20 protein-coding genes and 1 pseudogene are annotated in these 23,395 nt (G+C 65.1%); 3 read left to right on the top strand and 18 right to left on the bottom strand.

Annotation, left to right across the window (positions count from 1 at the left end):
* A partial coding sequence (locus AC0L3K_RS30540; RefSeq protein WP_473367437.1) for a methyl-accepting chemotaxis protein occupies positions 1-1,381 on the top strand: 1,381 nt, incomplete at its 5' end.
* 142 nt (positions 1,382-1,523) lie between these two features.
* On the opposite strand, the gene AC0L3K_RS30535 is transcribed toward AC0L3K_RS30540, so the two are convergent.
* On the bottom strand, positions 1,524-2,168 hold the full coding sequence (locus tag AC0L3K_RS30535; RefSeq protein WP_473367436.1) for a TetR/AcrR family transcriptional regulator: 645 nt from the start codon (positions 2,166-2,168) through the stop codon (positions 1,524-1,526).
* 116 nt (positions 2,169-2,284) lie between these two features.
* Between AC0L3K_RS30535 and AC0L3K_RS30530 the strand changes: the two genes are divergently transcribed.
* On the top strand, positions 2,285-2,929 hold the full coding sequence (locus AC0L3K_RS30530; protein WP_473367435.1) for a glutathione binding-like protein: 645 nt from the start codon (positions 2,285-2,287) through the stop codon (positions 2,927-2,929).
* 50 nt (positions 2,930-2,979) lie between these two features.
* Here the strand turns inward: AC0L3K_RS30530 and AC0L3K_RS30525 are convergent, their stop codons facing one another.
* From AC0L3K_RS30525 to AC0L3K_RS30490, 8 genes are all read right to left on the bottom strand, one after another.
* Positions 2,980-4,284, bottom strand: coding sequence for a TRAP transporter large permease (locus AC0L3K_RS30525; protein ID WP_473367434.1), 1,305 nt, complete (start codon positions 4,282-4,284; stop codon positions 2,980-2,982).
* Between the two features lie 34 nt (positions 4,285-4,318).
* Positions 4,319-4,912, bottom strand: a complete 594-nt coding sequence (locus tag AC0L3K_RS30520; RefSeq protein WP_007596347.1) for a TRAP transporter small permease subunit — start codon at positions 4,910-4,912, stop codon at positions 4,319-4,321.
* Positions 4,913-4,916: 4 nt separating this feature from the next.
* Entirely contained in the window at positions 4,917-5,915 is a 999-nt protein-coding gene (locus AC0L3K_RS30515; protein ID WP_473367433.1) for a TRAP transporter substrate-binding protein, read from the bottom strand.
* A 39-nt stretch (positions 5,916-5,954) separates the two neighbouring features.
* Complete coding sequence (locus AC0L3K_RS30510) at positions 5,955-7,613, bottom strand: hydantoinase B/oxoprolinase family protein (RefSeq protein ID WP_473367432.1); 1,659 nt, start codon at positions 7,611-7,613, stop codon at positions 5,955-5,957.
* 2 nt (positions 7,614-7,615) lie between these two features.
* Positions 7,616-9,700, bottom strand: coding sequence for a hydantoinase/oxoprolinase family protein (locus AC0L3K_RS30505; RefSeq protein ID WP_473367431.1), 2,085 nt, complete (start codon positions 9,698-9,700; stop codon positions 7,616-7,618).
* 140 nt (positions 9,701-9,840) lie between these two features.
* Positions 9,841-10,647, bottom strand: coding sequence for an NAD-dependent protein deacetylase (locus AC0L3K_RS30500; RefSeq protein ID WP_473367430.1), 807 nt, complete (start codon positions 10,645-10,647; stop codon positions 9,841-9,843).
* Between the two features lie 53 nt (positions 10,648-10,700).
* Positions 10,701-11,537: an SDR family oxidoreductase gene (locus tag AC0L3K_RS30495; RefSeq protein ID WP_473367429.1), complete on the bottom strand. Its 837-nt coding sequence runs from the start codon at positions 11,535-11,537 to the stop codon at positions 10,701-10,703.
* A 73-nt stretch (positions 11,538-11,610) separates the two neighbouring features.
* Positions 11,611-12,930, bottom strand: a complete 1,320-nt coding sequence (locus tag AC0L3K_RS30490; protein ID WP_473367428.1) for a solute carrier family 23 protein — start codon at positions 12,928-12,930, stop codon at positions 11,611-11,613.
* 125 nt (positions 12,931-13,055) lie between these two features.
* Here AC0L3K_RS30490 and AC0L3K_RS30485 point away from each other — a divergent pair, with 125 nt between their 5' ends.
* Positions 13,056-14,390, top strand: a complete 1,335-nt coding sequence (locus AC0L3K_RS30485) for a dicarboxylate/amino acid:cation symporter (protein WP_473367427.1) — start codon at positions 13,056-13,058, stop codon at positions 14,388-14,390.
* A 174-nt stretch (positions 14,391-14,564) separates the two neighbouring features.
* Here the strand turns inward: AC0L3K_RS30485 and AC0L3K_RS30480 are convergent.
* The 9 genes and pseudogenes from AC0L3K_RS30480 to AC0L3K_RS30440 form a co-directional block, all read right to left on the bottom strand.
* Positions 14,565-16,147, bottom strand: a pseudogene (locus tag AC0L3K_RS30480) (ABC-F family ATP-binding cassette domain-containing protein).
* Between the two features lie 170 nt (positions 16,148-16,317).
* Positions 16,318-16,665, bottom strand: coding sequence for a RidA family protein (locus AC0L3K_RS30475; protein ID WP_007596366.1), 348 nt, complete (start codon positions 16,663-16,665; stop codon positions 16,318-16,320).
* A 15-nt stretch (positions 16,666-16,680) separates the two neighbouring features.
* On the bottom strand, positions 16,681-17,802 hold the full coding sequence (locus AC0L3K_RS30470; RefSeq protein WP_473367426.1) for an NAD(P)/FAD-dependent oxidoreductase: 1,122 nt from the start codon (positions 17,800-17,802) through the stop codon (positions 16,681-16,683).
* Entirely contained in the window at positions 17,799-19,217 is a 1,419-nt protein-coding gene (locus AC0L3K_RS30465; RefSeq protein ID WP_473367425.1) for an FAD/NAD(P)-dependent oxidoreductase, read from the bottom strand. The genes AC0L3K_RS30470 and AC0L3K_RS30465 overlap by 4 nt, the downstream gene beginning before the upstream one ends.
* A complete protein-coding gene (locus AC0L3K_RS30460) occupies positions 19,214-19,510 on the bottom strand; it encodes a (2Fe-2S)-binding protein (RefSeq protein WP_007596376.1) in 297 nt (98 codons plus the stop codon). The genes AC0L3K_RS30465 and AC0L3K_RS30460 overlap by 4 nt, the downstream gene beginning before the upstream one ends.
* Before the next feature lie 19 nt (positions 19,511-19,529).
* Positions 19,530-20,666, bottom strand: a complete 1,137-nt coding sequence (locus AC0L3K_RS30455) for an NAD(P)/FAD-dependent oxidoreductase (RefSeq protein WP_473367424.1) — start codon at positions 20,664-20,666, stop codon at positions 19,530-19,532.
* An 8-nt stretch (positions 20,667-20,674) separates the two neighbouring features.
* On the bottom strand, positions 20,675-21,481 hold the full coding sequence (locus AC0L3K_RS30450) for an ABC transporter permease (protein WP_473367423.1): 807 nt from the start codon (positions 21,479-21,481) through the stop codon (positions 20,675-20,677).
* Positions 21,478-22,353, bottom strand: a complete 876-nt coding sequence (locus AC0L3K_RS30445) for an ABC transporter permease (protein WP_473367422.1) — start codon at positions 22,351-22,353, stop codon at positions 21,478-21,480. The genes AC0L3K_RS30450 and AC0L3K_RS30445 overlap by 4 nt, the downstream gene beginning before the upstream one ends.
* On the bottom strand, positions 22,350-23,384 hold the full coding sequence (locus tag AC0L3K_RS30440) for an ABC transporter ATP-binding protein (RefSeq protein ID WP_473367421.1): 1,035 nt from the start codon (positions 23,382-23,384) through the stop codon (positions 22,350-22,352). The genes AC0L3K_RS30445 and AC0L3K_RS30440 overlap by 4 nt, the downstream gene beginning before the upstream one ends.
* Positions 23,385-23,395: the final 11 nt, after the last annotated feature.

Here is a 23,395-nt window from a genome sequence, read left to right as displayed (position 1 = left end):
CCCCCCCCACCCCCGCCGGGGGGGGGGGGGGGGCCCCCGGGCGCGCCCCCCCCCCCCGCGCGGCCCCCGCGCCCGCCCCCCCCCCCCCCCCCCCCCCCCCGCCGCCGGCGGCGACTTCACGATACGACAGGCCAAGCTCGACACCACGCCAGTGGCCGCGCTGCTCGGACCGATCAGGGATTTTTCCGGTAAGTCCCTCGGCGCGGTCGAACTGGTGATGGACAATGCCGACTATGTGGCCTCCGCCGACCGAGCCTGGCTGCTGGCATTCGGCATCGCCGCGCTCGGGCTCGTGCTCGCCGCCATCGTCGGCTATCTCATCGCCCGCAGCATCTCGCGTCCGATCATTTCCATCACCACCGTGATGCGCGAGCTGGCCGACGGACACCTCGATGTCACTGTCCCCGTCAGCAAAGCGAATGACGAGGTCGGCGCGATGATCAAGGCTGTCGCGGTGTTCCGCGACAACGCCGTCAACTTCAACCGGCTCCAGACCGAACAGGCCGACACTAAGACGCAATCCGAAGCGGAGAAACGGCGCGCCTTCGCCGCTCTCGCCGACAATTTCGAAGCCAGCATCCGCGACGTCGTCACCACGGTCTCCTCGGCCGCGGTCGAGATGGAGAACACCGCGCGCTCGATGTCCGATATCGTCGAGCGGTCACGGCAGCAGACCGGCACGGTGTCGTCGGCCTCGGCGCTCGCCTCGGAGAATGTGCAGACGGTTGCTGCCGCCGCGGAAGAGCTGTCGTCGTCGATGGCCGAGATCAGCCGGCGCCTTGCGCACGCGACCGCGGTAGTCGGCAAAGCTGCGAGCGACGGGCGACGGTCGAACGAGCGCGTGCAGACTCTGGCCGACGCTGCGCAAAAAATCGGCGACGTCGTCTCCTTCATCAGCGGCATCGCCGAGCAAACCAATCTGCTGGCACTCAACGCGACGATCGAGGCGGCGCGCGCGGGCGAAGCCGGCCGCGGCTTTGCGGTGGTTGCCTCCGAGGTGAAGGCGCTGGCAACCCAGACCGCCAAGGCGACCGAGGAGATCGGCGCCCAGGTGACGGCGGTACAAGGCGAGACCACCGGCGCAGTGGACGGCATCCAATCGATCTGCGCAACGATCCAGGAAGTCGACGAGATCTCCGCCGCGATTGCCGCCGCCGTCGGCCAGCAGGGCACCGCGACGCAGGAGATCGCGCAGAACGTCCAGCAGGCGGCCGCCCGCACCGGCGAGGTCTCGCAAAACATCGCGGGCGTCACCGCCGGCATCGCCGCGACGGGAACAGCGGCGGAGGAAGTCCTGGGCTCGGCGATCGAGCTGTCGAAACAATCGCAGCGGCTGCGCGACGAGGTGGATCGTTTCCTGGCGCATATTCGCGCGGCGTAGGCGGGGCTACAAACTCAGTGTCGTCCTGGAGCTGCGGCGCGACGGCGGCAACTCCGAATCTTCGCCAAACCAAATTCGGTTGCTATGGGTCCTGGCTTTCGCCAGGACGACGTTTGAGAGATAGCTCGCGGCACGCAACCGCCTAGCTCTTTCCTCCTACCATCATGTCGATCGCCCCCTTCACGATCGCCTCAAGCTCCTTCCGCGATACGCGGGCGCGGGAGCGGATGGCAATTGAGTGCACCGTCGCTGAAGCGAGCTGCGCCAGCACAGCGGGATCGGCGCTGTCGGGCAACTCGCCTTTCTCCTTGGCGCGGCGGAAGCAACTCGCAAATGCCTTGTCGAGTTCGTTGAGGCCATCGAGCACCATGGCCCGGATATCGGGATCGCCGACCGCTTCGGAGGCCGCTGTGACCACGGTGAAGCAGCCGCGCGGGCCGGTCTCGCCGGAGAGATAAATGTTCAGCGCGGAAGCGAAGATGCGTTCCAGCCGCCGGCGCACGGGCATCTCCTGGCGAAAGATCTCCACCATCGATGCGCGCGCGTCCTCGCGGTAGCGCTGATAGCTCTTGATGTAGAGCTCGCGCTTGTCGCCGAAGGCGCCATAGAGGCTCGGGCGATTCATGCCGGTGGCTTCGCTGAGATCGTCGAGCGAGGTCGCCGCGAAACCCTGCGTGCGGAACAGGTCGAGCGCCTTGCCAAGCGCGATGTCGGGTTCATAGGCGCGCGGACGGCCGCGACGTTTAGGCTCCGTGGCAGCAGCTGGCGGCTTCGATTTTTGTACCATCTCGCAATTTAATCCTTGACCGTCTTTATAATATGCAAGACAGTACAAAAATCAATCTGGCCAGGTTGAGCGACACTCCGAAAGTCACATCGAGGAATTGCCCAAGGAGGCTCAAGATGGATCTTTATTTCTCGCCGCTCGCCTGTTCGATGGCGAGCCGCGTCGCGCTGTATGAAGCCGGCGCCGAAGCCAATTATCTCGAAGTCGATCCGCCGACCAAGACAGTGCTGAGCGACAGCACTGACTTTCGAACCGTGAACCCGATAGGCCTGGTGCCGACACTGCGCACCGACGAGGGCGTGGTGCTGACCGAGAACGCCGCGATCCTGCAATATATCGCCGACCGTTTCCCGCAATCGGGCCTCGGCGCCGCAGCGGGGATCGAGCGCACGCGGCTGCATCAATGGCTCTGCTTCATCGGGACCGAGTTACACAAGGGCCTGTTCATCCCGGTGCTCGACCGCAAGGCGCCGCAGGAAACGAAAGCGTATGCGCTGGAGAAGAACCTGTCGCGGCTGGACTATCTCGACAATTACCTGAAGGGGCGCGACTTCCTGCTCGACCATTTCAGCGTCGCCGACGCCTATCTCATCACGGTCATCAACTGGACCATGGCGACGCCGCCGATCGAGCTCGCGAAATGGCCAAATGTGAAGGCCTATTACGAACGCCTGCGTCAACGGCCGTCGATCGCCAAGGCGATCGCGGAAGAGTTCGAGCTGTACAAGGCCGAGCAGGCGCGGAAGAAGGCCGCGGCGTAAGCTTTGACGATTGAGGCGCCGTCCCGGCTGAGCGGCCGGGGCGGCGCAATCTATCCGTACAGCACCCTCGGGAGGATCGTGACGATGCCGGGCCAGAGCGTCAGCAGCAGAACGAAGCCGACCATGATGAGCAGGTACGGCATCGTGACCCGCGCGATGTAGCCGAGGCCGTCGTCGGTCAAGCCCTGGATCACGAACAGGTTGAAACCAACCGGCGGCGTGATCTGGGCCATCTCGACGGCGAGCACGAGGAAGATGCCGAACCAGATCTCGTCGAAGCCCGCGCCCTTCACGATCGGCAGCACGATCGGCAGCGTCATCACGATCATCGAGAAGCCGTCGAGGAAGCAGCCGAGGATCAGGTAGAAGATAATCAGAACCACGATCAGCATGAAGGGCGATAGCCCCAAGCCTTTCACGAAGGCGGCGACCGCCTGCGGGATTCCGAGGAAGGCCGCGGCGTTGCCGAGGATCGAGGCGCCGAGCACGATCAGTGCGATCATCGAGCAGGTCACGACCGAGCCGATCAGCACGTCGCGGATCACCTGCTGCGACATCGAGCCCTGCGCCCAGGCGACCAGTGCCGCGCCGAGCACGCCGACCGCGGCGGCCTCCGACGGCGTGGCCAGCCCGCCATACATCGAGCCGAGCACGCAGGCGATCAGGAACAGCGCCGGCGCGAGGTCCTTCAGCGCCGCAAAACGTTCGCGCCACGGCACCTGCGAGAGCTTTGCCTCGGACTCCGGCACCAGCGTGCGGTTGAACGTCGTGTGCAGCATCACCCATCCCATGAAGGTGGCCGCCAGCAGGAGGCCGGGCAGCACGCCGGCGGTAAAGAGCTTGAGAATAGAAACGTCGCCGAGCACGCCATAGATGATCATGATGTTGGACGGCGGGATCAAAAAGCCGAGCGTGCCGGCGCCGGCGAGCGAGCCGATCGCGATGTCGCGGGAATAGCCGCGGCGTGTGAGTTCGTTGAGCGACATGCGGCCGATCACCTGCGTCGTCGCCGCCGACGAGCCGGAGATCGCCGCGAAGATGGTGCAGCCGATCACGTTCACATGCAGAAGACGACCCGGCAGAAGCCCTGCCCAGGGCGCGAGCCCCTGGAACAGCGAACGTGACAAGCGGGTGCGAAACAGCAACTCGCCCATCAGGATGAACAGTGGCAACGCCAGCAATTCCTGCGTCGTCAAGATGTTCCAGGCGTATTGCGGCAGCAGCTTGTCGAGCGGGATCGAGCGGAACATCGCGAGCAGCAGCGTCGCAGTGAGCGCTAGCGTCAGGCCGATCCAGACGCCGCACGCCAGAAGCGCGAACAGGATCGCAAAGAGAGCAACGACTTCGATGGTCATGAAATGCGGTGTCCGCTGGCTAGCGCGTGGGCAATCATTCGACGGGCGAGGCCTTCATGCGATGATCCTCCAGCGGCAGGCCGAGCACGGCCTGGATCGCGCGCGCCAGGAACTGGAGCGTCAGCAGCAACATGCCGAAGGCGACGACGGCCTGCGGAAACCACAGCGGGGTATCGCTCGAGGTCGAAACCTGGCCGCGTACATAGGCGCCGAAGGCGAACTTCGCCATCGACGATGTCAGGAAGGCCATGAAGGCGAAGCCGGCGGCGGCCGACAGGATTTCGATCGCGCGCTGAAACGGGGCCGGGACGTTCTTCAGCAGCAACACGACGCGGATATGGCCGCCAACGCGCAGGGTCATGGCTGCGCCGAAGGTGAAGGACGCCGCCATCAGATAGGAGGAATACTCCCACGCGATCGAGATCGTGGGCGGAAAGAACGGCAGGAAGTTCGAGAGGAAGCGCGTTGCGACCTCGCACAGCATCAGCAGCGTCAGCATCAAGAGGCAGCCGCCGCCGATCCAGCCGTCCAGCCGGCCAAGACGATCGATGCCGTCGAGCAGGATGCGCAGCGGCGCCGGCGCCGCTGCGTTGAGACTATGCGGAGCTGCGGGCGAAACGCTGACCATGGCCTCAGCGCTTCATTTCGGCGAGATAGGCCCGCACCGGCTTGTCGGCCGCAGGCACGCGCTTGACGAAAGCGTCAAGCTGCGGCGCGGTCTTGGCGCGAATGTCCGTGATCATGGCCTCCGAGACCGGCACCACCTCCATGCCGCCTTCCTTGAGCCGGTTGAGGCTGTCGACGTCGGCCTTGAGCGAGTTCGCCCAGAAGCCCGGCTCCATCTTGGCGGCAATGCCCGCGACGAGCTGTTGCTGATCGGCACTCAGCGCCTTCCAGGAATCGAGGTTGACGGTGAGCATCTGCGACGACCAGACGTGATTGGTCGGGTAGATGTATTTCAAGAATTCCCAGAATTTTCCGTCGACGCCCGACACCGCCGAGGTGGAGACGCCGGCGACCGCGCCCGAGGCCAGCGCCGGGATGGTCTCGCCCCAGGGAATCATCACCGGCGCCATGCCGACCACGGCCAGCATGTCGACGGCGTTCTTGTCGGGCACGCGGATCTTGATGTTCTTCAAGCCGTCGACATCGGCGACCTTGACCTTGAGGTGCAGATACTGCGTCGGCCAGGGCACGATGTAGAGGATCTTCTGGTTGTTGCGCGCGGCGACCTTCTCGTATTCGGGCCGCACATATTTGTGCAGCACCTTCAATTCGTCCATGGAGCCGCAGAGAAAGGGAATGCTTTCGACGCCCATGAAGGGCTCGTCGCCGACCTGCTGGATGTTGAGGACGTCGGCAAGCGGCACCAGGCCGTCGCGCACGGCGCGCAGATGCTCGGGGCCCTTGAAGCCGAGCTGTCCGCCGGCCTTCACGGTGATCGCGACCGAGCCACCCGTCTGCTTCTTCACCTCGTCGGCGAAGGCAAACGCGTTCTGGGTGTGGAAATTGCCGTCGGGCCATACCGTCGACATGTCCCAGCTCACCGTCGCAGCTCGCGCGCGGGTCGAAATGTGGCCGGCTGCGAGCAGTGTCGCTGCGCCCGCTGTAAAATTCCGTCGCGTGATCATTAGGCCCCTCCGTTTGCTACGCGCACGACGCCTGAAGCGTCATCGCGTATGCCCATAAACTGCAACCGCGTTGTCGGCAGACACGAGGCCGCTTTCGATGTCGTCGTTGACGGCTGTCGGCGCGCGCTCCCTGGGATCGCCGATGCCGGCGCCGCCTGGTGTGAGCACCACCAGCCGATCGTCCGGCGGCACCTGCTGAAAGCCTTTTCCACGCAGCTTCTTGCCGGACTTCAGGCCGACATAGCCGGCCTCGCCGTTCTTGCCGCCATCGCGGCCGCGTGGCGGATGATCGATGCGGTCGAACGCCGCCAGAATGTCGAACGGCGCATCGACGCCGCTGCCGACCTCGATGATCTGGCCGAGGCCGCCGCGGGTGCGCCCTGCCCCGCCGGAATCCGGCCGCAGTTCCTTGCGCCAGAAGATCAGCGGCGTCTGCGTCTCGGCGATCTCGACCGGCGTGCCGCGCACACCGCTGGGATAGGCGGTCGCGGACAGCCCATCCTTCGCGAAGCGCGCGCCGGTGCCGCCATTGGAGGTCACCGCCATCGAGAACCCGTAATTGCCGCCGGCGCCCGAGCGGGTCTGTCCGCGCACATTGAGATTCCACAGGCACGAGGTGCCTTCCGCGGGCACGCGCTCGGGAATGATCTGGCGCAGGCAGCCGAACACGACGTCGGGCAGCATCTGGCCGATGATATGGCGCGAGGCGACCGGCGCCGGCTTCGGCGCATTGAGGATTGCGCCAGGGGGAGCCGACACCGTCAGCGGCGAGAGCGAGCCGGCATTGTTCGGGATCTGGGAGGCGACGACGCAGCCGAGACCGAACACGGTGTAGGCGATGGTGTAGGACAGAGGCACGTTGATGCCGAACCTGGACGCGGCCGAGGTGCCGTCGAAAGCGACGTGAATGCCCGCGTCCGAGATGGTCAGCGTCGCCTCAAGCGAGACCGGCGCATCATAGCCGTCGACCACCATGGTGTTGCGCCAGGTGCCCTTCGGCAGCTTGGCGATCTCAGCCAGCACGGCCTCGCGCGAGCGGTCGCAAATGTAGTCGCCGAGTGCGTCGAGCGTGTCGATGCCGAACTCGGTCATCATCTCGACCAGGCGCTCGCAGCCGACGTCGTTGCAGCCGGCAAGCGAGTAGGTGTCGCCCTCGGTGTCGATCGGCAGCCGCGTGTTGGTGCGGATCATCGCCATCAGCGTCTCGTTGACGACGCCCCGGTCGATCAGCTTCAGCATGGGGATGTAGAGCCCCTCCATGAACACGTCGGTGGCGTCGGGCCCGAAGCCGATGCCGCCGATGTCCATGAGATGGCTGGTGCAGGAAAACAGCGCCACCGGCTTGCCGTCCTTGAAGCAGGGCGTGGTGACGACGAAATCGTTGAGATGGCCGGTGCCCATCCATGGATCGTTGGTGATGTAGGCGTCGCCCTCCTTCATCGTCTCGATCGGAAAGTGGGCGATGAAATGCTTGACCGATTCCGCCATCGAGTTGACGTGGCCGGGGGTGCCGGTCACCGCCTGCGCCAGCATCCGTCCCTTGAGGTCGAACACGCCGGCCGAGAGGTCGCCGCATTCGCGCACGATCGGGCTGAAGGCGGTGCGGAGCAGCACCTGCGCCTGCTCCTCGACCACGGCGATCAGCCGGTGCCACATGATCTGAAGGTCGATCAGGCTCGCGCCGCTTGCCTTGCTCATGATCAGGCTGCCTTCCGTTCCATGACGATGCTGCCGGCACCGTCAATATGGGCATCAAAACTGTTGGAGACGAAGGTCGAGGTCTCGTCCTCCGCGATCACCGCGGGTCCTGCAATGGTTGCACCAGGCGCCATGTCTTCACGGCGATAGAGCGGGATCTCGATCACCTCCCCTGCCCTACCATCGAAGAACTTGCGGCTGCCGGTCGCCTTCCCGGCGGGCTTGCGCGTAACGGCCGCGACCATAGCCGGATTGCGCGCCTCGGTCGTCGCGAGCACGGACCAGCTCAACACCTCGATTGCCGCACCCGGGATCGACCGCTCGAACATCGCCGCATAATCCGCCTCGAACTTCTGGCGCAGTCCGGCCAGGTCGGCCGTCGCCAACCGGCGGTTCGGCAGTTCGATCGAGATCTCATGGCCCTGGCCGACATAGCGCATGAAGGCGGCGCGGCGCTCGCGCACCGGCGCACCGGCCGCACCCGTTTCGACCAGCGTACGCGCTTCGGTCACCATCTCCTGGAGCAGGTCGGAAACACCATCGGTGTCGAAATCGTCGAGCCGGACATGACGGCTGCGCACCAGCTCGTAGGCGATCGGAGCCGCAAGGAAGCCAACGGCCGAGCCGACGCCGGCATTGGAAGGGACGATCACGCGGGAGACGCCGATCTTTTCGGCGACGCGCGCCGCATGCAGCGGTGCCGCGCCCCCGAAGGCGATCAGCGTATGCTGACCGACAATCTCGCCGCGCTCGACCGCATGCACGCGGGCCGCACTCGCCATGTTCTCGCAGACGACCTCGTGCACGGCATAGGCCGCAGTCTCAGCCGACAGACCCAGCGGCTCGCCCACGGCGCGCAGCAGCGCCTGCTTCGATAGCTCAGGGTCGAGCTTGATCGTTCCACCCGCAAAAGCGTCGGGGTCGATCAGGCCGAGCGCAACGTCGGCATCCGTCACGGCGGGGCGCAGGCCGCCGCGGCCGTAGCAGGCGGGTCCGGGCTCCGAGGAGGCACTCTCGGGGCCGACCGTGACGCGCTTCATCGCGTCGACATGGGCGATCGAGCCGCCGCCGGCGCCGATCTCGACCATCTCGATCACGGGAATCCGCACCGGCAGACCCGAACCTTTCAGGAAGCGCGCGGCGCGATCGACCTCGAACACGCGCGAGGTCTCGGGCTGGTATTTTTCGATCAGACAGATCTTTGCCGTGGTGCCGCCCATGTCGAAGGACAGCACCTTGCTCTCGCCGAGACGCGCCGCGATCTGCGCCGCGAAAATGGCGCCGCCGGCCGGACCGGATTCGACGAGACGCACCGGAAAGCGCCGCGCCGTCTCGATCGAGGTGACACCGCCGCCGGAGGTGACGAGATAGATCGCGCCGCGGTACTGCTCGACCTGCAAGGCGTCGGACATGCGGGCGAGATAACCATCGATCAGGGGCTGCACATAGGCGTTGGCCACCGCAGTCGATGTGCGCTCATATTCGCGGATCTCCGGGCACACCGCGGAAGACACGGTCACGGAAATGCCGGGCATCTCCTCGCTGATGATCGCGGCCGTGCGGCGCTCGTGCTCGGGATTGGCGTAGGAGTGCAGGAAGGCGACCGCGACGCTCTCGACATTCAGCGCGCGCAATCTTGGCGCGAGCGCACGCACCGCCGCTTCGTCCAGCGGGAGGCGGACGGCACCGTGGGCGTCGATACGCTCGGGCACGGTGAAGCGCAGGGATCGCGGCGCCAGCGGCTTGGGCTTGTCGATGCTGAGGTCATACTGGTCGTAGCGGCTCTCGGTGCCGATATCGAGCACGTCGCGAAAGCCCTCGGTCGCGATCAACGCCGTCTTGGCGCCGCGACGCTCGATGATGGCATTGGTCGCGAGCGTCGTGCCGTGAATGAAGACGTCGATGTCGCTGATATGGGCGCGCGCATCAGCGAGAATGAGTCGCATGCCGTCCAGCACCGCCTCTTCCGGCCGCTGCGGTGTCGTCAGCAATTTGCGCGTCTTGCGCACCTCGCCCACGTCCAGCACGATGTCGGTGAACGTGCCACCGATATCAACGGCAAGCCGCACCTCGGCTCCCTCAAGCATTCCAAATTCTCCGTGCTGATCGTCAAGACTGAGGACAAAAGCGCAGCAATTTCCATGCCATGGACGACAGGAACATGCTGTGTCCAGCTATTCTGCTTGGCACCTATGCAATAGGCAAGGCGCGTTCGCAGCCTGCGCCATCAGAGCAGGAATGCAAGCGCCGCTTCGCAGCGCTCCTCGACCTTCAGCGTGAGGAGATCATCGGCGCGGGTGCGTCCGAGATTGACCGCAGCGATCGGGATTTGCCGGTGCGCGGCAGCCTGCACGAAGCGGAAACCGGAATAGACCATCAGGGACGAGCCGACGATGAGCATGGCGTCGGCCTGCGCCAGATGATCCTGCGCGGTAGCGACGACGTCGCGCGGGACGTTCTCGCCGAAGAACACGACATCGGGCTTGAGGATGCCGCCGCAGGCTTCGCAAGGAGGCACCTTGAATGACGAAAAATCCGCATGCTCCAGGTCCGCATCACCGTCGGGTGCATCGGCGGCATCGAGCGTCAACCATTCCGCATTGGCGCCGCCGAGCATCTCCTGGAATTCGCTCCGCGGCGTCTTTTGGCCGCAGTCCATGCAGCGGACCAGATCGAGCCGGCCGTGCAGGTCGATTACCTGGCGGTGGCCGGCGGACTGATGCAGCCGGTCGACGTTCTGGGTCAGCAGCATTCCGCAACGCCCGCTCGCCTCGAGCCGGGCAAGCGCGTGATGCGCATCGTTCGGCCTCGCTTGGCCGAACCGCCGCCAGCCGATCAGGCTGCGCGCCCAATAGCGCCGACGCGTATGCTCTTCCGACATGAAAGCCTGGAAGTTCACGGGCTGGGTCCGCTTCCAATTGCCGTGACTGTCGCGATAATCGGGAATGCCCGAATTGGTGCTGCAGCCGGCGCCGGTCAGCACGAACAGATTTTCGTGCCGGCCGACGAAATCGCGGAGCGGATGATTTGTCATGGCGCAGATGTAGTCTGCTGCGCTCGGTTTTGCCAGATGGGCCAGGACGCCCGCTAGCTCGCCCAGTTGTCGCGAAACTCGGGAAACAGCGTCAGACCTCCACAGGCGTAGATGGTCTGGCCGGTGACGTAGCTGGCTTCATCGGAGGCGAGGAAGGCGAACACGGCCGCGATCTCTTCCGGCGTGCCGACGCGGCCGAGCGGAATGTGGCTGGTGACCACACTGCGCTTTTCCGGATCGCCGGTCCAGGCCGCGTTGATCGGGGTGTCGATCGCGCCGGGACCTACCGCATTGACGCGAATGCCACGGCTCGCGAATTCCAGCGCCAGCGTGCGCGTCAGATTGGCCATGCCGCCCTTGCTGATGGAATAAGCGAGATAGCCGGGTTTCGGGATGATCTGGTGCACGCTGGAGCAATTGATGATGCTGCCGCCTGCGCCGCGCGCCACGAAATGCGCGAGCGCCTTCTGGGCGCAGAATACGGCGCCGTTGAGATTGACGTCGATGATGCGGCGATAGGTTTCGATGTCGAGCGACTCGCTCGGCGATTCCCGCTGGAAGCCGGCATTGTTGACGAGACAGTCGAGGCGCTTCCAGCGCGCCAAAACCATCTCGAACATCGCGGCGACCTCCTGCTCATTGCTCACGTCGGCCTTGACGATGGCATGATCGAGCTTGCCGTGGCCCCGATCGCTCGATGCCGTCCGTGCCAGCGCGAGCGTCTCCTCGGCCTTTTCAGGGTGATCGACATAGTTGATGGCGACGGTCGCACCTTCCTGCGCGAGCCGGATTGCGACGGCACGGCCAATGCCTTGGGAGGCGCCGGTCACCAGCGCGTACTGGCCGACAAGACGCGAGTGAAACGAGGTCGAGCGATCGGTTTGTGGCATGGGTTCTCTCCGGGATGCCCTGATCAGCGACGGAACCGGCCTTTTGTTCCATCCCTCAGCGCATCGCTGCGATTCATTCAGCGCGGCGCGCGAATGGCGATGTCAAAATTTGGTACAGGATGATGGCGCCAAAGGTTGCGGTGCCGATCCCGCCGATGGTGAAGGCACCGAATTTGAGCGTGAGGTCTCCGGCGCCTGCGGTGAGCGCGACCGCGACGGTGATCAGGTTTGCCGGACTTGAGAAGTCGATCTTGTTCTCGACCCAGATCCGGCCGGCCATCGCGGCGATCAATCCGAACAGCACGATCGAGAGTCCACCGATGACAGGGCCCGGGATCGACAGGACCAGCGCGCCGAACTTCGGCGAGAAGCCGAGCACGATCGACACCAGGGCCGCGAAGGCAAACAGCAAGGTCGAATAGACCTTCGTCGCCGCCATGACGCCGATGTTTTCAGCATAGGTGGTAACGCCGGTGCCGCCGCCGCAGGCCGCCACGATGGTCGCGAGGCTGTCGGCGAGCAAGGCGCGGCCGAGATAGTCATCGAGGCTCCGGCCCGTCATGGCGCCGACTGCCTTGATGTGACCGAGGTTCTCGGCGACGAGGATGATCGCGACCGGCGCGATCAGAACGATCGCATCGGTCTGGAAGGTCGGCGTGGTAAAACTCGGCAGGCCGATCCACGGCGCGGCCGAAACTTGCGTGAAGTCGATCGGCTTGCCGAAGCCAAAGCCGTTCGCGAACAGCAGGTACAAAAGATATCCGCCGATCGCGCCGAGAATGATCGGCAGGCGGCGCCACAGGCCAGGCGCGCCAACGGCAACCACGCCGATGATCAGAACGGTCGCGAGCCCGATTCCCGTGTCGAACGCATTGGCGCTCACGGCCTTCACCGCCACCGGCGCGAGATTAAGGCCGATCGCGGCGACCACGGCGCCGGTGACGGCCGGCGGCAACAGCTTCTCGATCCAGCCAACTCCCGACCACATCACGATCAGCGCGATCACGCCGTAGAGGACGCCGGCTCCGACAATGCCGCCAAGCGCAACCGACAGGTTCGGGTTCGGCCCGTGCCCAACGTAACCGGTTGCGGCGATCACGACCGCGATGAACGCGAAGCTCGAGCCGAGATAGCTCGGCACGCGCCCCGCGACGATGACGAAGAAGATCAGCGTGCCGATGCCGGAAAACAGCACCGCAACATTGGGATCGAACCCCATCAGCAGCGGCGCGATGATCGTCGAGCCCGACATTGCGACGCAATGCTGGAGACCGGAGACCACGGTCTGGCCAAGCGGCAGCCGCTCCTCGGGCATGATCACGCCGGAGGACTTCAGAGTCCAATGCGGGAAATAGCCTTGCGCTCGCTCGTCGGAGCCCGTTGCAATCGGCATGTTCCCCCCAGTTGCGGTGCAGCGACCGATCTTCGTGCGAACAGACAAAAATGTGATTGTCGCTTCTGCGGCGGCCATCACATGATGCAAATCAAACAAGATCAATACGTTCCGGGGCCTATTCTATGACACAGATCGCGATCCAGCCAGCCATCCACCGGCGGCACCAGCCCTGGTACAAGATCCTCTACATCCAGGTGCTGATCGCGATCGTGCTCGGGGTGCTCGTCGGCTATTTCTATCCCGATCTCGGCAAGGCCCTGAAGCCGCTCGGTGACGGTTTCATCGCGCTGATCAAGATGATGATCGCGCCGGTGATCTTCTGCACGGTGGTGCACGGCATCTCCTCGATGGGCGACCTCAAGCGCGTCGGCCGGGTCGGGCTGAAGTCGCTGATCTATTTCGAGACCGTCTCGACCGTGGCGCTCGCGGTCGGCCTGCTGGTCGGCGAGGTGCTCCAGCCCGGACATGGCTTCAATATCGATCCCGCCACGATCGACCCGAAATCGGTGGCGACCTACGTCACCAAGGCCAAGGAAGAAGGCATCGTCGCCCATCTGATGGCGATCATCCCCGACAGCTATCTGGGCGCCATCGCACGCGGCGATCTGTTGCAGGTGCTGCTGATCTCGATCCTGTCGGGCTTCGCCATCGCCTTTCTCGGCAAGGCCGGCGAGCCCATTGCGGAAGCGATCGACAAGGCCGCAAAGATGTTCTTCGGCATCATCCGCATCATCGTGCGCGTCGCCCCGATCGGGGCGTTCGGCGCGATGGCCTTCACCGTCGGCGCCTACGGCCTCGGTTCGCTGCTCAACCTGGCCGCCCTGATCGGTACGTTCTATCTCACCAGCATGCTGTTCGTGCTGGTCGTGCTGGGGGCGATCGCAAGGCTCGCCGGCTTCTCGATCCTGCGCTTCATCGCCTACATCAAGGACGAGCTCCTGATCGTGCTCGGCACCTCGTCGTCGGAGACGGTGCTGCCGCAGATGATCCAGAAGATGGAGCATCTCGGCGCCTCGCGTTCGGTGGTCGGCCTCGTCATTCCAACCGGCTACAGCTTCAACCTCGACGGCACCAACATCTACATGACGCTGGCGACGCTATTCCTGGCGCAGGCGACCAATACCCATCTGACCATCTGGCAGGAGCTCGGCATTCTCGGCATCGCCATGATCACCTCGAAGGGCGCCTCGGGCGTGACCGGGGCGGGCTTCATCACGCTCGCGGCAACGCTCTCGATCGTGCCGGACATCCCGATCCAGTCGATCGCGATCCTGGTCGGCATCGACAAGTTCATGAGCGAGTGCCGCGCGCTCACCAATCTGATCGGTAACGGTGTCGCCTGCGTCGTCATCAGCATCTCCGAAGGCGAGCTCGACCGTGATGCGCTGCACGAGGCCATGGCCCATCCGCTGGAGATGGGTGAGGCGCTTGAACCGGGCGGCAGCGCCGCCTCCTAAGCCGCGCAGGTTTGGCGGAGTCCGGTTCCAACGCGGTAGTTTCCCGGAGTGGTAAATTGGCGCAACGCGAGTCACAACTGCTGCGTTGGGATCACGGATTGATAGTCATTTTTTTCACCCGACGCGCTGGGGGCAGGGCGTCGGGTTTTTGTTAATCAACGATGGGCAGCGGACTTAGCCGGCCAGTTCGACCCTGCGCGTGATCCCGATCGCCTGCAAGAACGCCTCGTCATGACTGACGACGAGCAGCGCGCCGTCATAGGCCCTCAAGCCCGCTTCGACGGCTTCGATTGCCTCAATGTCCAAATGATTGGTCGGCTCGTCGAGGATCAGCAAGGACGGCGGCATCGCTCCGCCCAGCACGCAGGCGAGGCCGGCGCGAAACATCTGCCCGCCGCTCAAATGTCCTACGATCTGCAAGGCGGCATCGGCGCGAAACATGAACGGGCCAGCGCGGCATGGCATTCATTTGCACCCGCCTTCGGATGGAAGCGCCTGAAATTGTCCAGGATAGAGACCGCGGGATCGAGCAGGCTGACCTTCTGATCGAACAGCGCAAGGTCGGGCCTGACCCGCACGGTGCCGGAGAGCGGACGTAGTTCGCCAGCGATGAGTTTCAGCAGCGTCGTCTTGCCGGAACCGTTGGGCCCGACAATTGCCAAGCGCTCCGGACCGACGATCGCGAGCGATAGCTCGCGCAAGACTTCCCGGTCCGGCCGATAGCCGGCACTGACACAATCGAGCCAGACTACCTCCCTGCCGGCCGGCAGCTGAGTCGAGGGCAGCTTCACCGACAGCGGCTGAAGAATCTCGATGCGCCGGCGTGCCGTGTCGAGGGCCTCAAGCGCATCCGCACGCCGCCGCTCGGCGATCTGCGCGTTCTTGCCGCCGGTGTCTTCGCTGCGGTCCTTGCGCGCGCCGGCCAGGATTCGCGGCATGTCGCCCTTGGCGCGCTTCTTCTTACCCCCGCTGTCCTTGCGCGCTTTCCTCTCCGCAGCCCGCTGCGCGTTCCCATCGATCGCGGACAGCCGCCTCTCGGCATGCGCGAGGTCGTGCCTGACAGCCGCGAGAGCGACGGCTTTCTGCCCGCGATAACTGCTCCAATTGCCGCCGTATCGCGTGGCTCCGAGCGACGTCAGCTCGACGATCGCATCCATCGTTTCGAGCAGGCTCCGATCGTGGCTGACGACAATCGCCCCACCGCGCCAGGAACCAAGGAAATCGATCACGGCCGCGCGCCCCTCCCGATCGAGATTGTTGGTGGGCTCGTCGAGCAACAGGAAGTCCGGCTCCGCGAAGATCAGCGCGGCGAGACGAACCCGCGTGATCTGCCCGCCCGACAGCCTGGCGAGATCGATCTCCGGAGCGACCTCGAAACCGACACGCGCAAGGGCGGATGCAAGGCGCGTTTCGAGGGTCCAATCGACCTCGGTGACCTCCTCAGCCGAGGCATCCCCGCGCTCGGCACGGCGAAGGAGATCGAGCGCGGCTCGCACACCGAACAGATCGATCACCTTCGCGCCCGCAAGCGGCTGGACATCCTGGCGCAGCAGACCAACGGTTCCGTTGATGGCAACGCGTCCCGACTGGGCGATGTGCTCGCGCGAGATCGACGCGAGCAGCGTCGTCTTCCCGACGCCGTTGCGGCCGACGAGGCCGGTCCGCTCGGCGCGGAACGTCAGATCGATGTCGGAGAGAAGAGGACGGCCGTCAGGCGTGGACAGCGACAGGTTCGACAGGATGATTGAAGCAGGCATGGAATTCCCCGTGAGCAAGGCAGGTCGGCATTGCGGTCGGGGTAAAATCCATGGCTCTCGAATATCCTGTTTGAGGAGCTTCTAACTATTCCCATCAAAGCGCGAGATCAAGGCGAGGCTCGCAGGGGCGACGGCGCGCGGAGCGCCGACGTCCGCCGCGGCTTGCGCGATCAGCCCTTGAGCGCGGTGACCACGACCTCGATCAGCGCGCTGCCGCCGAGATCGGCGACGCCGACGGTGGCACGGGTCGGCAGATTGTCGCCGAAGAACTCGGTCCAGACCGCGTCCATCTCCTTCTTCTTGGAAAGATCCGTGACAAAGATCGAGGTGCTCACAACGCGCGACTTGTCGGTGCCCGCTTCCTTCAGATAGCCCGCGATCTTGCCGAGGATGTTGCGGGTCTGCTCGCCCATCGACACCGAGGTGTCGTCGGCGATGGTGCCGCCAATGAAGACGAAGCCGTTGGCTTCGACGGCGCGGTGCATGATGGGCGTGCGGATGCTGCGGGTGATGCTCATGATGTCCTCTTGTTGCTAGAGCGTGGAGGGATGGAAACGGTCGATGCCGAGATCGCCGATGCGGGTCTGGGTGCCGCCATTGACAATCAGCTCCGCCATGACGGCGCCCGCGCCGGGGCCGAGCTGGAAACCGTGGAGCGAGAAGCCGAACTGGTGATAGAGGCCCTTGTGGCGGCTGCTCGGCCCGAACACGGGCAGATCGTCCTTCGTCTTGGCCTCGATGCCGGCCCAGGCGCGGACGATCGTCGCGTCGCGCATCACCGGGAAAAGTTCGAATACGGTGCGCGCGCTGGTCGCGAGGCTTTTCCAGTCCAGCACCGTCTCGTTGCGATCCTGATAGGGCGTCGCCAGATGGCCGCCGCCGATCAGCACCGTGCCGTTCTTGAATTGCTTGAACGACAGTTTTCGCCCGCGCAGGATCACGACGGGGTCGATGAAATGCGGCACGCGCGAAGTGATCATCAGCATCGGCGCCACGGTCTCGACCGGAACGGGCTCACCGAGCGCCGCTGCGATGGTCCCGGCCCAGGCGCCGGCGGCATTGACGAGCACCGGCGCGGCAAAGCTCTCGGCGCCGACATCGACGTGCCAGAGGCCATCGGTGTGCCGGATGTTCGTGGCGGCAATGCCCTCGCGCACGGTCGCACCGAGCTGCTCCGCCTTGCGACGGAACGCCGTCGTCGCCTGCGCGGGATTGGCGGCGCCGTCGCGGCGCGAGACCACACCGCCGGGACAGGTCTCGGCGACCGCAGGCACAAGGCGCCGCAACTCGGCCGCATCGATCAGCTCCTCGTGGGTGAAGCCGAGCGCGTTGAGCTCGACCACACGTGCGCGGCAGACCGCGAGTTCCTCCTCGTTCTCGGCGACGAGGACCTGGCCATAGCTCTCAAAGCTGCAATCGTCGTCGAGGAGATCGGCGATCTTCTCCCAAATTCCCATCGAGCGGATCGACAGCGGGATTTCGGGGATGTGCCGCGCAAGCTGGCGCACGCCGCCGGCGTTGACGCCGGAGGCGTGCCGGCCGGAATAGTCCTTCTCGATCAGCACGGGCTTCAGGCCGGCGAGACACAGATGCAGCGCAGTCGAGCACCCGTGGATGCCGCCGCCGACGACGATCGCATCCACGTTTTTCGTCATCCGCGCACCACCGCCTTGATGTCGTCTTCGCTCTTCGGAACCGCGGCAAGCTCGGCGAGCGTGATCGGCTTGACCGGCGCGCGCAGCCGGTAATAGCCGATCTCCTGCGGGCTCTTGCCCCGCGCCTGCGCCATCAGCTCGGTGACGGTGAGGCCGCAGAGCCGGCCCTGGCACGGCCCCATGCCGGTGCGGCGATAGGCCTTGAGCTGGTTCGGCCCGGTCGCGCCGATCGCGACGGCGTCGAGAATATCCTTTGCGGTGACCTCCTCGCAGCGACAGACGATGGTGTCGCCCGCGGGAATGCGGAACTGCGGCGCCGGACGGAACAGCGTGTCGAGGAAAACGCGGCCACGTTCGGCCTTGGCGAGATCGGCGCGGAGCGTCGCCATCGTCGCAAGCTTTGTCGCAGCCGCAGGCGCCAATGCCTCCACTGCCGCGCGCGCAGCGATGCGGCCGCGCACCACGGCTGCGTTCGCGCCGCCGATGCCGGCGCCATCGCCGGCGATCGCAATGCCGGCGACCGACGAATTGCCGCGGGCATCGAGCACCGGAGACCAGCACAATTGCAGATCATCCCAGCGATGCTCGATTCCGGCCGCCATCGCCAGGTTGACGTTAGGCACGACGCCCTGATGCAGCAGCAAGAGATCCGCAAGGACGGTCTCGCGCTTGCCGCCGGCGACATAGCTCACGCTCGCGAGCTGGCCGTCGCCAGATGCCGAAAGCCCGGTGACGCCGGAGACGACCTGCACCTTCGCCTTCACCTCGCGCATCATTGACAGGCCCTTGGCGAAATAGGGCGACGTCAGGAAGGCGAAGGCGTGGGGAAGAGCCGCGAAATAATTGCCGCGCTCGGTGGTGTCGAGAATGCGATCGATGCGGCCGCCGAGACGCAATATCTGCGCGGCGAGGAGCCAGAGCAGCGGCCCCTGTCCTGCGATCACCGTACGGCCATCCGGCACCAGGGCCGATGATTTCAACATCGTCTGCGCGGCGCCCGCGGTCATCACGCCCGGCAGCGTCCAGCCGGGAATCGGGAATGGCCGCTCCAGCGCGCCGGTCGCGAGGATCACGCGTTTCGCCTTGACGAAGGCCGAGGCGCCGCCGATCGAGACCGCGATCTCGAGGTTGCGGTCGAGGCTCCAGACCGTGGCGCGGTGAATGACCTCGGCGTTGCCTGCGCGCAGCGCCTGCACGAGATCGGAACCGACCCAATAGTCCTCACCGAGCTGTTTGCGGTCGGTCACGGGCGTCGAGGCGATGGCACGAAACACCTGGCCGCCGGGGCCGATATTCTCGTCGAGCAGCAACGTCGACAGGCCGGCTTCGGCGGATGTCGCGGCGGCGGCGAGGCCGGCAGGCCCGGCGCCGACCACCACCACATCGTAGTCTTCGCGCTTGGGAGCCACAGTCATTTTCCGATCTCCCGCTTGCCCTTCTGGATCTCGACCTGCATGCCCTCGGCGACGGGCACAAGGCAGCCCTGGCGGTTGCCGACGCCGTCGATGGTGACGAGGCAGTCGAAGCACACGCCCATCATGCAATAGGGCAGACGCGGCGCACCGCTCACCGCGGTCGAACGGCGGGCATCGCAGTTCGAAGCCAGTAGCGCTGCGGAGACGGTATCGCCCTGCCGCGCCGCGACGGCAACGCCGTCGACGAAGATCTGCACTGGCGGCCGCTTGTCCTGTTCGGATCGTTTGAACATCTTGGTTCCTTCAATGTCGCTAGTAGCCGCTGTTGTTCGCAGCACCGGCGGCGCTAAACCGACTGGCTGAAAACGCGCCGACCAGCTCGGGCTCGAGCGCGCCCTGCGCAACCATGCGTGCGATCTCGAAGGCGTGGTTGGAGGCGAGCGTCACGCCGGAATGGCAGCAGGCGACGAAAGCGCCGGGATGCGTCTCCGACTGGTCGTAGATCGGAAAGCCGTCCTGCGGCATGACGCGAATGCCGGCCCAGCTCCTGACCACGTTGAGCCGCGCGAGATGCGGGAACATGCGCTGGGCACGATCGGTCATCACGGCGCTGATCGAGTGCTTCAGCGTGCGATCGTCGAGCTCGTCTTCCTTGCTGTCGCCGATCATCACCGTGCCCTCGTCGGTCTGACGGATCGTGGTCAGCGGATGCGGCAGGAACGGCATGGTGCGTTCGGTCACTACGATCTGGCCACGGGTCGGGCCCATCGGGGCGTAGAGACCGACCATCGGCGCCAGCGTCTGGTTGGCATTGCCGGCGGCGAGCACGATCTTGGCGGCACGGAGTTCGCCCTGCGGCGTCGTCAGGCGGAATTCGTCGCCACTCTTGCTGATCGCCGAGACTGGACGCTCCGGAAGATAGTCGATGCCGAATGCCCTAAAGCCGGTGTGGAACGCACGAAACGTGCGCAGCGAATTGACGTGCCCGTCGAGCGGACAATAACTGCCGCCGGAGACTTCAGGCCCGATCAGCGGCAGCACCTTCTTGACCTCGGACGCCGGCAGCATCTCCATCTTGTAGTCGGCGGCGCCCGTCTGGTTGTGCATGCGCTTGACCAGCTCAGTGCGGTGGCCGAACTCGTCTTCGCCGAGCGTGAGATGAAAGCCGCCATTCTGCTGAAGAGAGACATCCAGGCCGGTCTGCTGCTTCAGCTCGGAGGCAAGCCTCCCCCATGCTTGTGACGCCTGCACCGTCCAGACGGTATAGGCCGGCATGCCCAAGCCCTTGCTCTGGACCCAGACCAGCGCAAAGTTGGCACGCGAGGCACGCTTGGTGATGTCGCCTTCGTCGAGCACGGCCACCGTCTTTCCGAGCCGGCCGAGGCCCCAGGCGATGGCGGAGCCGAGCAATCCGCCGCCGACGACGGCGACGTCGTAATCTGTTCGCATGGATTCTCCTATCGCCCTGTATCGCCCTTGCCGGCGAGCACGCGGTCGAGCCCGTAGAAGCGGTCGAGCAGAATAAGGGCGGTCATGGTGATCGCGATCACGCAGGCCGAGACCGACGTCACCAGCGGATCGATGTTGTCCTGGATGTACAGAAACATGCGCACCGGCAATGTTTCGGTGCCGGGTGCCGCGAGGAAGACGGTCATGGTGAGATCGTCGAAGGACTGGATGAAGGCGAGTGCCCAGCCGCTGATGACGCCGGGCAGGATCAACGGCAGCGTCACGCGGCGGAACAGCGTCCAGCCGCCGGCACCGAGCGAGACCGCCGCCATCTCGACCGACAAATCCATGCCGGTCGCCGCCGCAAGCGTCAGCCGCAGCGCGAACGGAAACACGATGATGACATGCGCGATGATCAGCGCGGCAAAGCTGCCGCCGAGGCCCGCCGACGTGAAGAAGCGCAGGAAGGCGATGCCGAGCACGATATGCGGGATCATCAGCGGCGAGAGAAAGAGGGCCGCGAGCGCATCTCGACCGCGGAATCGATAGCGCGCGATCGCGAGCGCCGCCGGTACCGCGAATAATAGCGCGACGAACGACGATAATGCGCCAAGGCCAAGGCTGACCCAGAAAGCATGGACGAATTCGGGATAGTTGGCGATCGCCCTGAACCAGCGCAACGAAAAGCCGTTGGTCGGCAGCGACAGGAAGCCTTCTGGCGTGAACGCGACGAGGCAGACGACGAGGATCGGTGCCACCATGACGATGACGAAGACGGTGTGGAAGATCACCGCAAGCGGGCCGTTCCGGCTCATCGGAACACCTCCGCGTAACGACGCTCGATCAGTGCGTTGCTGCCGACGACGATTAAGACCAGCGCGGCCAGCAGCAGCGTGGCGACCGCCGCACCCAGCGGCCAGTTCAGCGTGTTGAGGAACTCGTCATAGGCGAGCGTCGCCGCGACCTTGAGCCGGCGGCCGCCAATGATGGCGGGCGTCGCAAACGCACTGGCCGAGAGCGAGAACACGATGATCGCCCCTGACAGTACGCCCGGCATGATCTGCGGCATGATGATGCGGCGGATGATGGTCACAGGGCCCGCGCCGAGCGACATCGCGGCATTCTCGATCTGCGGATCGAGCCGCTGCAGCGCCGCCCACACCGACAGCACCATGAACGGCATCATCACGTGCGCAAGCGCGACCACCATCCCGGTTTCGGTGAACATGAAGGGGATGGGCGCGCGGATCAGCCCGGCCGACATCAACAGCTTGTTGACCAGCCCGTTGTTGCCGCCGAACAGCAACGCCCAGCCGAGCGTGCGCGCCACCACCGAGATCAACAGCGGCCCCAGGATGACCAGCAGGAAAACGCTCTTCCAGCGTCCGCCCATGCGATTGAGGATGTAGGCTTCGGGTGCACCGAGCAGCGCGGTGAGCAGCGTGGTCAGGATCGCGATGCGAAACGTCCGCCCGAACATCTCGGCGTAATAGGGATCGGTTGCGATCTCGTGCCAGTTCTTGAGGATGAAGACGGGCTCGATGCCCTTGTACTGGCCCCAATCGTGGAACGACAGCATCACGGTCATTGCCAGCGGGATCAGGAGCACGCCGACGAACAGCATCAAAGCAGGCGCGGTCAGCGCCCAGGGCGTGCGTGCGTTTCGTTCCTCGGCGGAAGCGCTCATGCGACGCCCCTCACGCCCATGTCCTCCGGCCGCCAGGTGAGGTGAACGGCCTCGCCTTCGACCGGCTGCGACCGGCCGTCATTCTGGCGGATCACGGTCGCCCGGCCACATTCACTGTCGCACTGGAACAGCCAGTGATTGCCCTGGAAGATGCGCGTGACGATCTTTGCACTGAGGCCTGCGTCGCCAAAGTCGATCCGCTCGGGGCGAATGCTGATGGTGACGGGACCATTGCGCCCGGCAGGCGCAGGCGCACTCCACGAGCCGGCGATCAATCGCGCGGGCGCACTCGCCCGATCTATCGTCGCGGCAAAGTCGTTGGTCTTGCCCAAAAACTGCGAGACGAAGGCCGAGGCCGGCTTCTCATAGGTCTCCTGCGGCGTGCCGATCTGCTCGATCCGGCCCTGGCTCATCACCACGATACGGTCGGACAGCGACATCGCCTCGTTCTGGTCGTGGGTGACGAGGATCGTGGTGGTGCCGATGGTGCGCTGGATCTGGCGCAGCTCGATCTGCATCTCCTCGCGCAGCTTGGCATCGAGATTGGATAGCGGCTCGTCGAGCAGCAATACGCTCGGCTTGATCACCAGCGCGCGCGCCAGCGCCACCCGCTGCTGCTGGCCGCCGGACATGCGGCGCGGATGGCGATCCTCGTAGCCGGCAAGCCCGACCATCGCGAGCGCGGCGCGGACGCGCTCGGTCCGTTCGCCCCGCGGTACGTTGCGCATCTCGAGGCCGAAGGCGACATTCTCGGCCGCGGTCATGTGCGGAAACAGCGCGTAGCTCTGGAACACGATGCCGAGCCCGCGTTTGGCCGGATGGATCGCGGTCAGGTCCTTGCCCTCGAGGCGGATCGCGCCGCGCGTCGGATCAAGAAAGCCCGCGATCATCTGCAGGGTCGTGGTCTTGCCGCAGCCGGACGGGCCGAGGAAGGAGATGAACTCGCCCTTCCTCACCGACAGGCTGAAGTCGTCGACGACAGTCTGCGCGCCGAACTGTTTTGCGACCCGATCGAGTTCGAGATAGGCCATGACGCTGTCTC

Source organism: Bradyrhizobium sp. MI1.10 (assembly GCF_055811035.1).
The sequence above is the reverse complement of the archived record's forward strand: the minus strand, read 5'-3'. Positions and strand labels throughout refer to the sequence as shown.

Bases quoted from the DNA above. Each gene is read 5' to 3' on its own strand.
- AC0L3K_RS30535 (WP_473367436.1), bottom strand. From the start codon at position 2,168: ATGGTACAAAAATCGAAGCCGCCAGCTGCTGCCACGGAGCCTAAACGT.
- AC0L3K_RS30530 (WP_473367435.1), top strand. From the start codon at position 2,285: ATGGATCTTTATTTCTCGCCGCTCGCCTGTTCGATGGCGAGCCGCGTC.
- AC0L3K_RS30525 (WP_473367434.1), bottom strand. From the start codon at position 4,284: ATGACCATCGAAGTCGTTGCTCTCTTTGCGATCCTGTTCGCGCTTCTG.
- AC0L3K_RS30520 (WP_007596347.1), bottom strand. From the start codon at position 4,912: ATGGTCAGCGTTTCGCCCGCAGCTCCGCATAGTCTCAACGCAGCGGCG.
- AC0L3K_RS30515 (WP_473367433.1), bottom strand. From the start codon at position 5,915: ATGATCACGCGACGGAATTTTACAGCGGGCGCAGCGACACTGCTCGCA.
- AC0L3K_RS30510 (WP_473367432.1), bottom strand. From the start codon at position 7,613: ATGAGCAAGGCAAGCGGCGCGAGCCTGATCGACCTTCAGATCATGTGG.
- AC0L3K_RS30505 (WP_473367431.1), bottom strand. From the start codon at position 9,700: ATGCTTGAGGGAGCCGAGGTGCGGCTTGCCGTTGATATCGGTGGCACG.
- AC0L3K_RS30500 (WP_473367430.1), bottom strand. From the start codon at position 10,647: ATGACAAATCATCCGCTCCGCGATTTCGTCGGCCGGCACGAAAATCTG.
- AC0L3K_RS30495 (WP_473367429.1), bottom strand. From the start codon at position 11,537: ATGCCACAAACCGATCGCTCGACCTCGTTTCACTCGCGTCTTGTCGGC.
- AC0L3K_RS30490 (WP_473367428.1), bottom strand. From the start codon at position 12,930: ATGCCGATTGCAACGGGCTCCGACGAGCGAGCGCAAGGCTATTTCCCG.
- AC0L3K_RS30485 (WP_473367427.1), top strand. From the start codon at position 13,056: ATGACACAGATCGCGATCCAGCCAGCCATCCACCGGCGGCACCAGCCC.
- AC0L3K_RS30475 (WP_007596366.1), bottom strand. From the start codon at position 16,665: ATGAGCATCACCCGCAGCATCCGCACGCCCATCATGCACCGCGCCGTC.
- AC0L3K_RS30470 (WP_473367426.1), bottom strand. From the start codon at position 17,802: ATGACGAAAAACGTGGATGCGATCGTCGTCGGCGGCGGCATCCACGGG.
- AC0L3K_RS30465 (WP_473367425.1), bottom strand. From the start codon at position 19,217: ATGACTGTGGCTCCCAAGCGCGAAGACTACGATGTGGTGGTGGTCGGC.
- AC0L3K_RS30460 (WP_007596376.1), bottom strand. From the start codon at position 19,510: ATGTTCAAACGATCCGAACAGGACAAGCGGCCGCCAGTGCAGATCTTC.
- AC0L3K_RS30455 (WP_473367424.1), bottom strand. From the start codon at position 20,666: ATGCGAACAGATTACGACGTCGCCGTCGTCGGCGGCGGATTGCTCGGC.
- AC0L3K_RS30450 (WP_473367423.1), bottom strand. From the start codon at position 21,481: ATGAGCCGGAACGGCCCGCTTGCGGTGATCTTCCACACCGTCTTCGTC.
- AC0L3K_RS30445 (WP_473367422.1), bottom strand. From the start codon at position 22,353: ATGAGCGCTTCCGCCGAGGAACGAAACGCACGCACGCCCTGGGCGCTG.
- AC0L3K_RS30440 (WP_473367421.1), bottom strand. From the start codon at position 23,384: ATGGCCTATCTCGAACTCGATCGGGTCGCAAAACAGTTCGGCGCGCAG.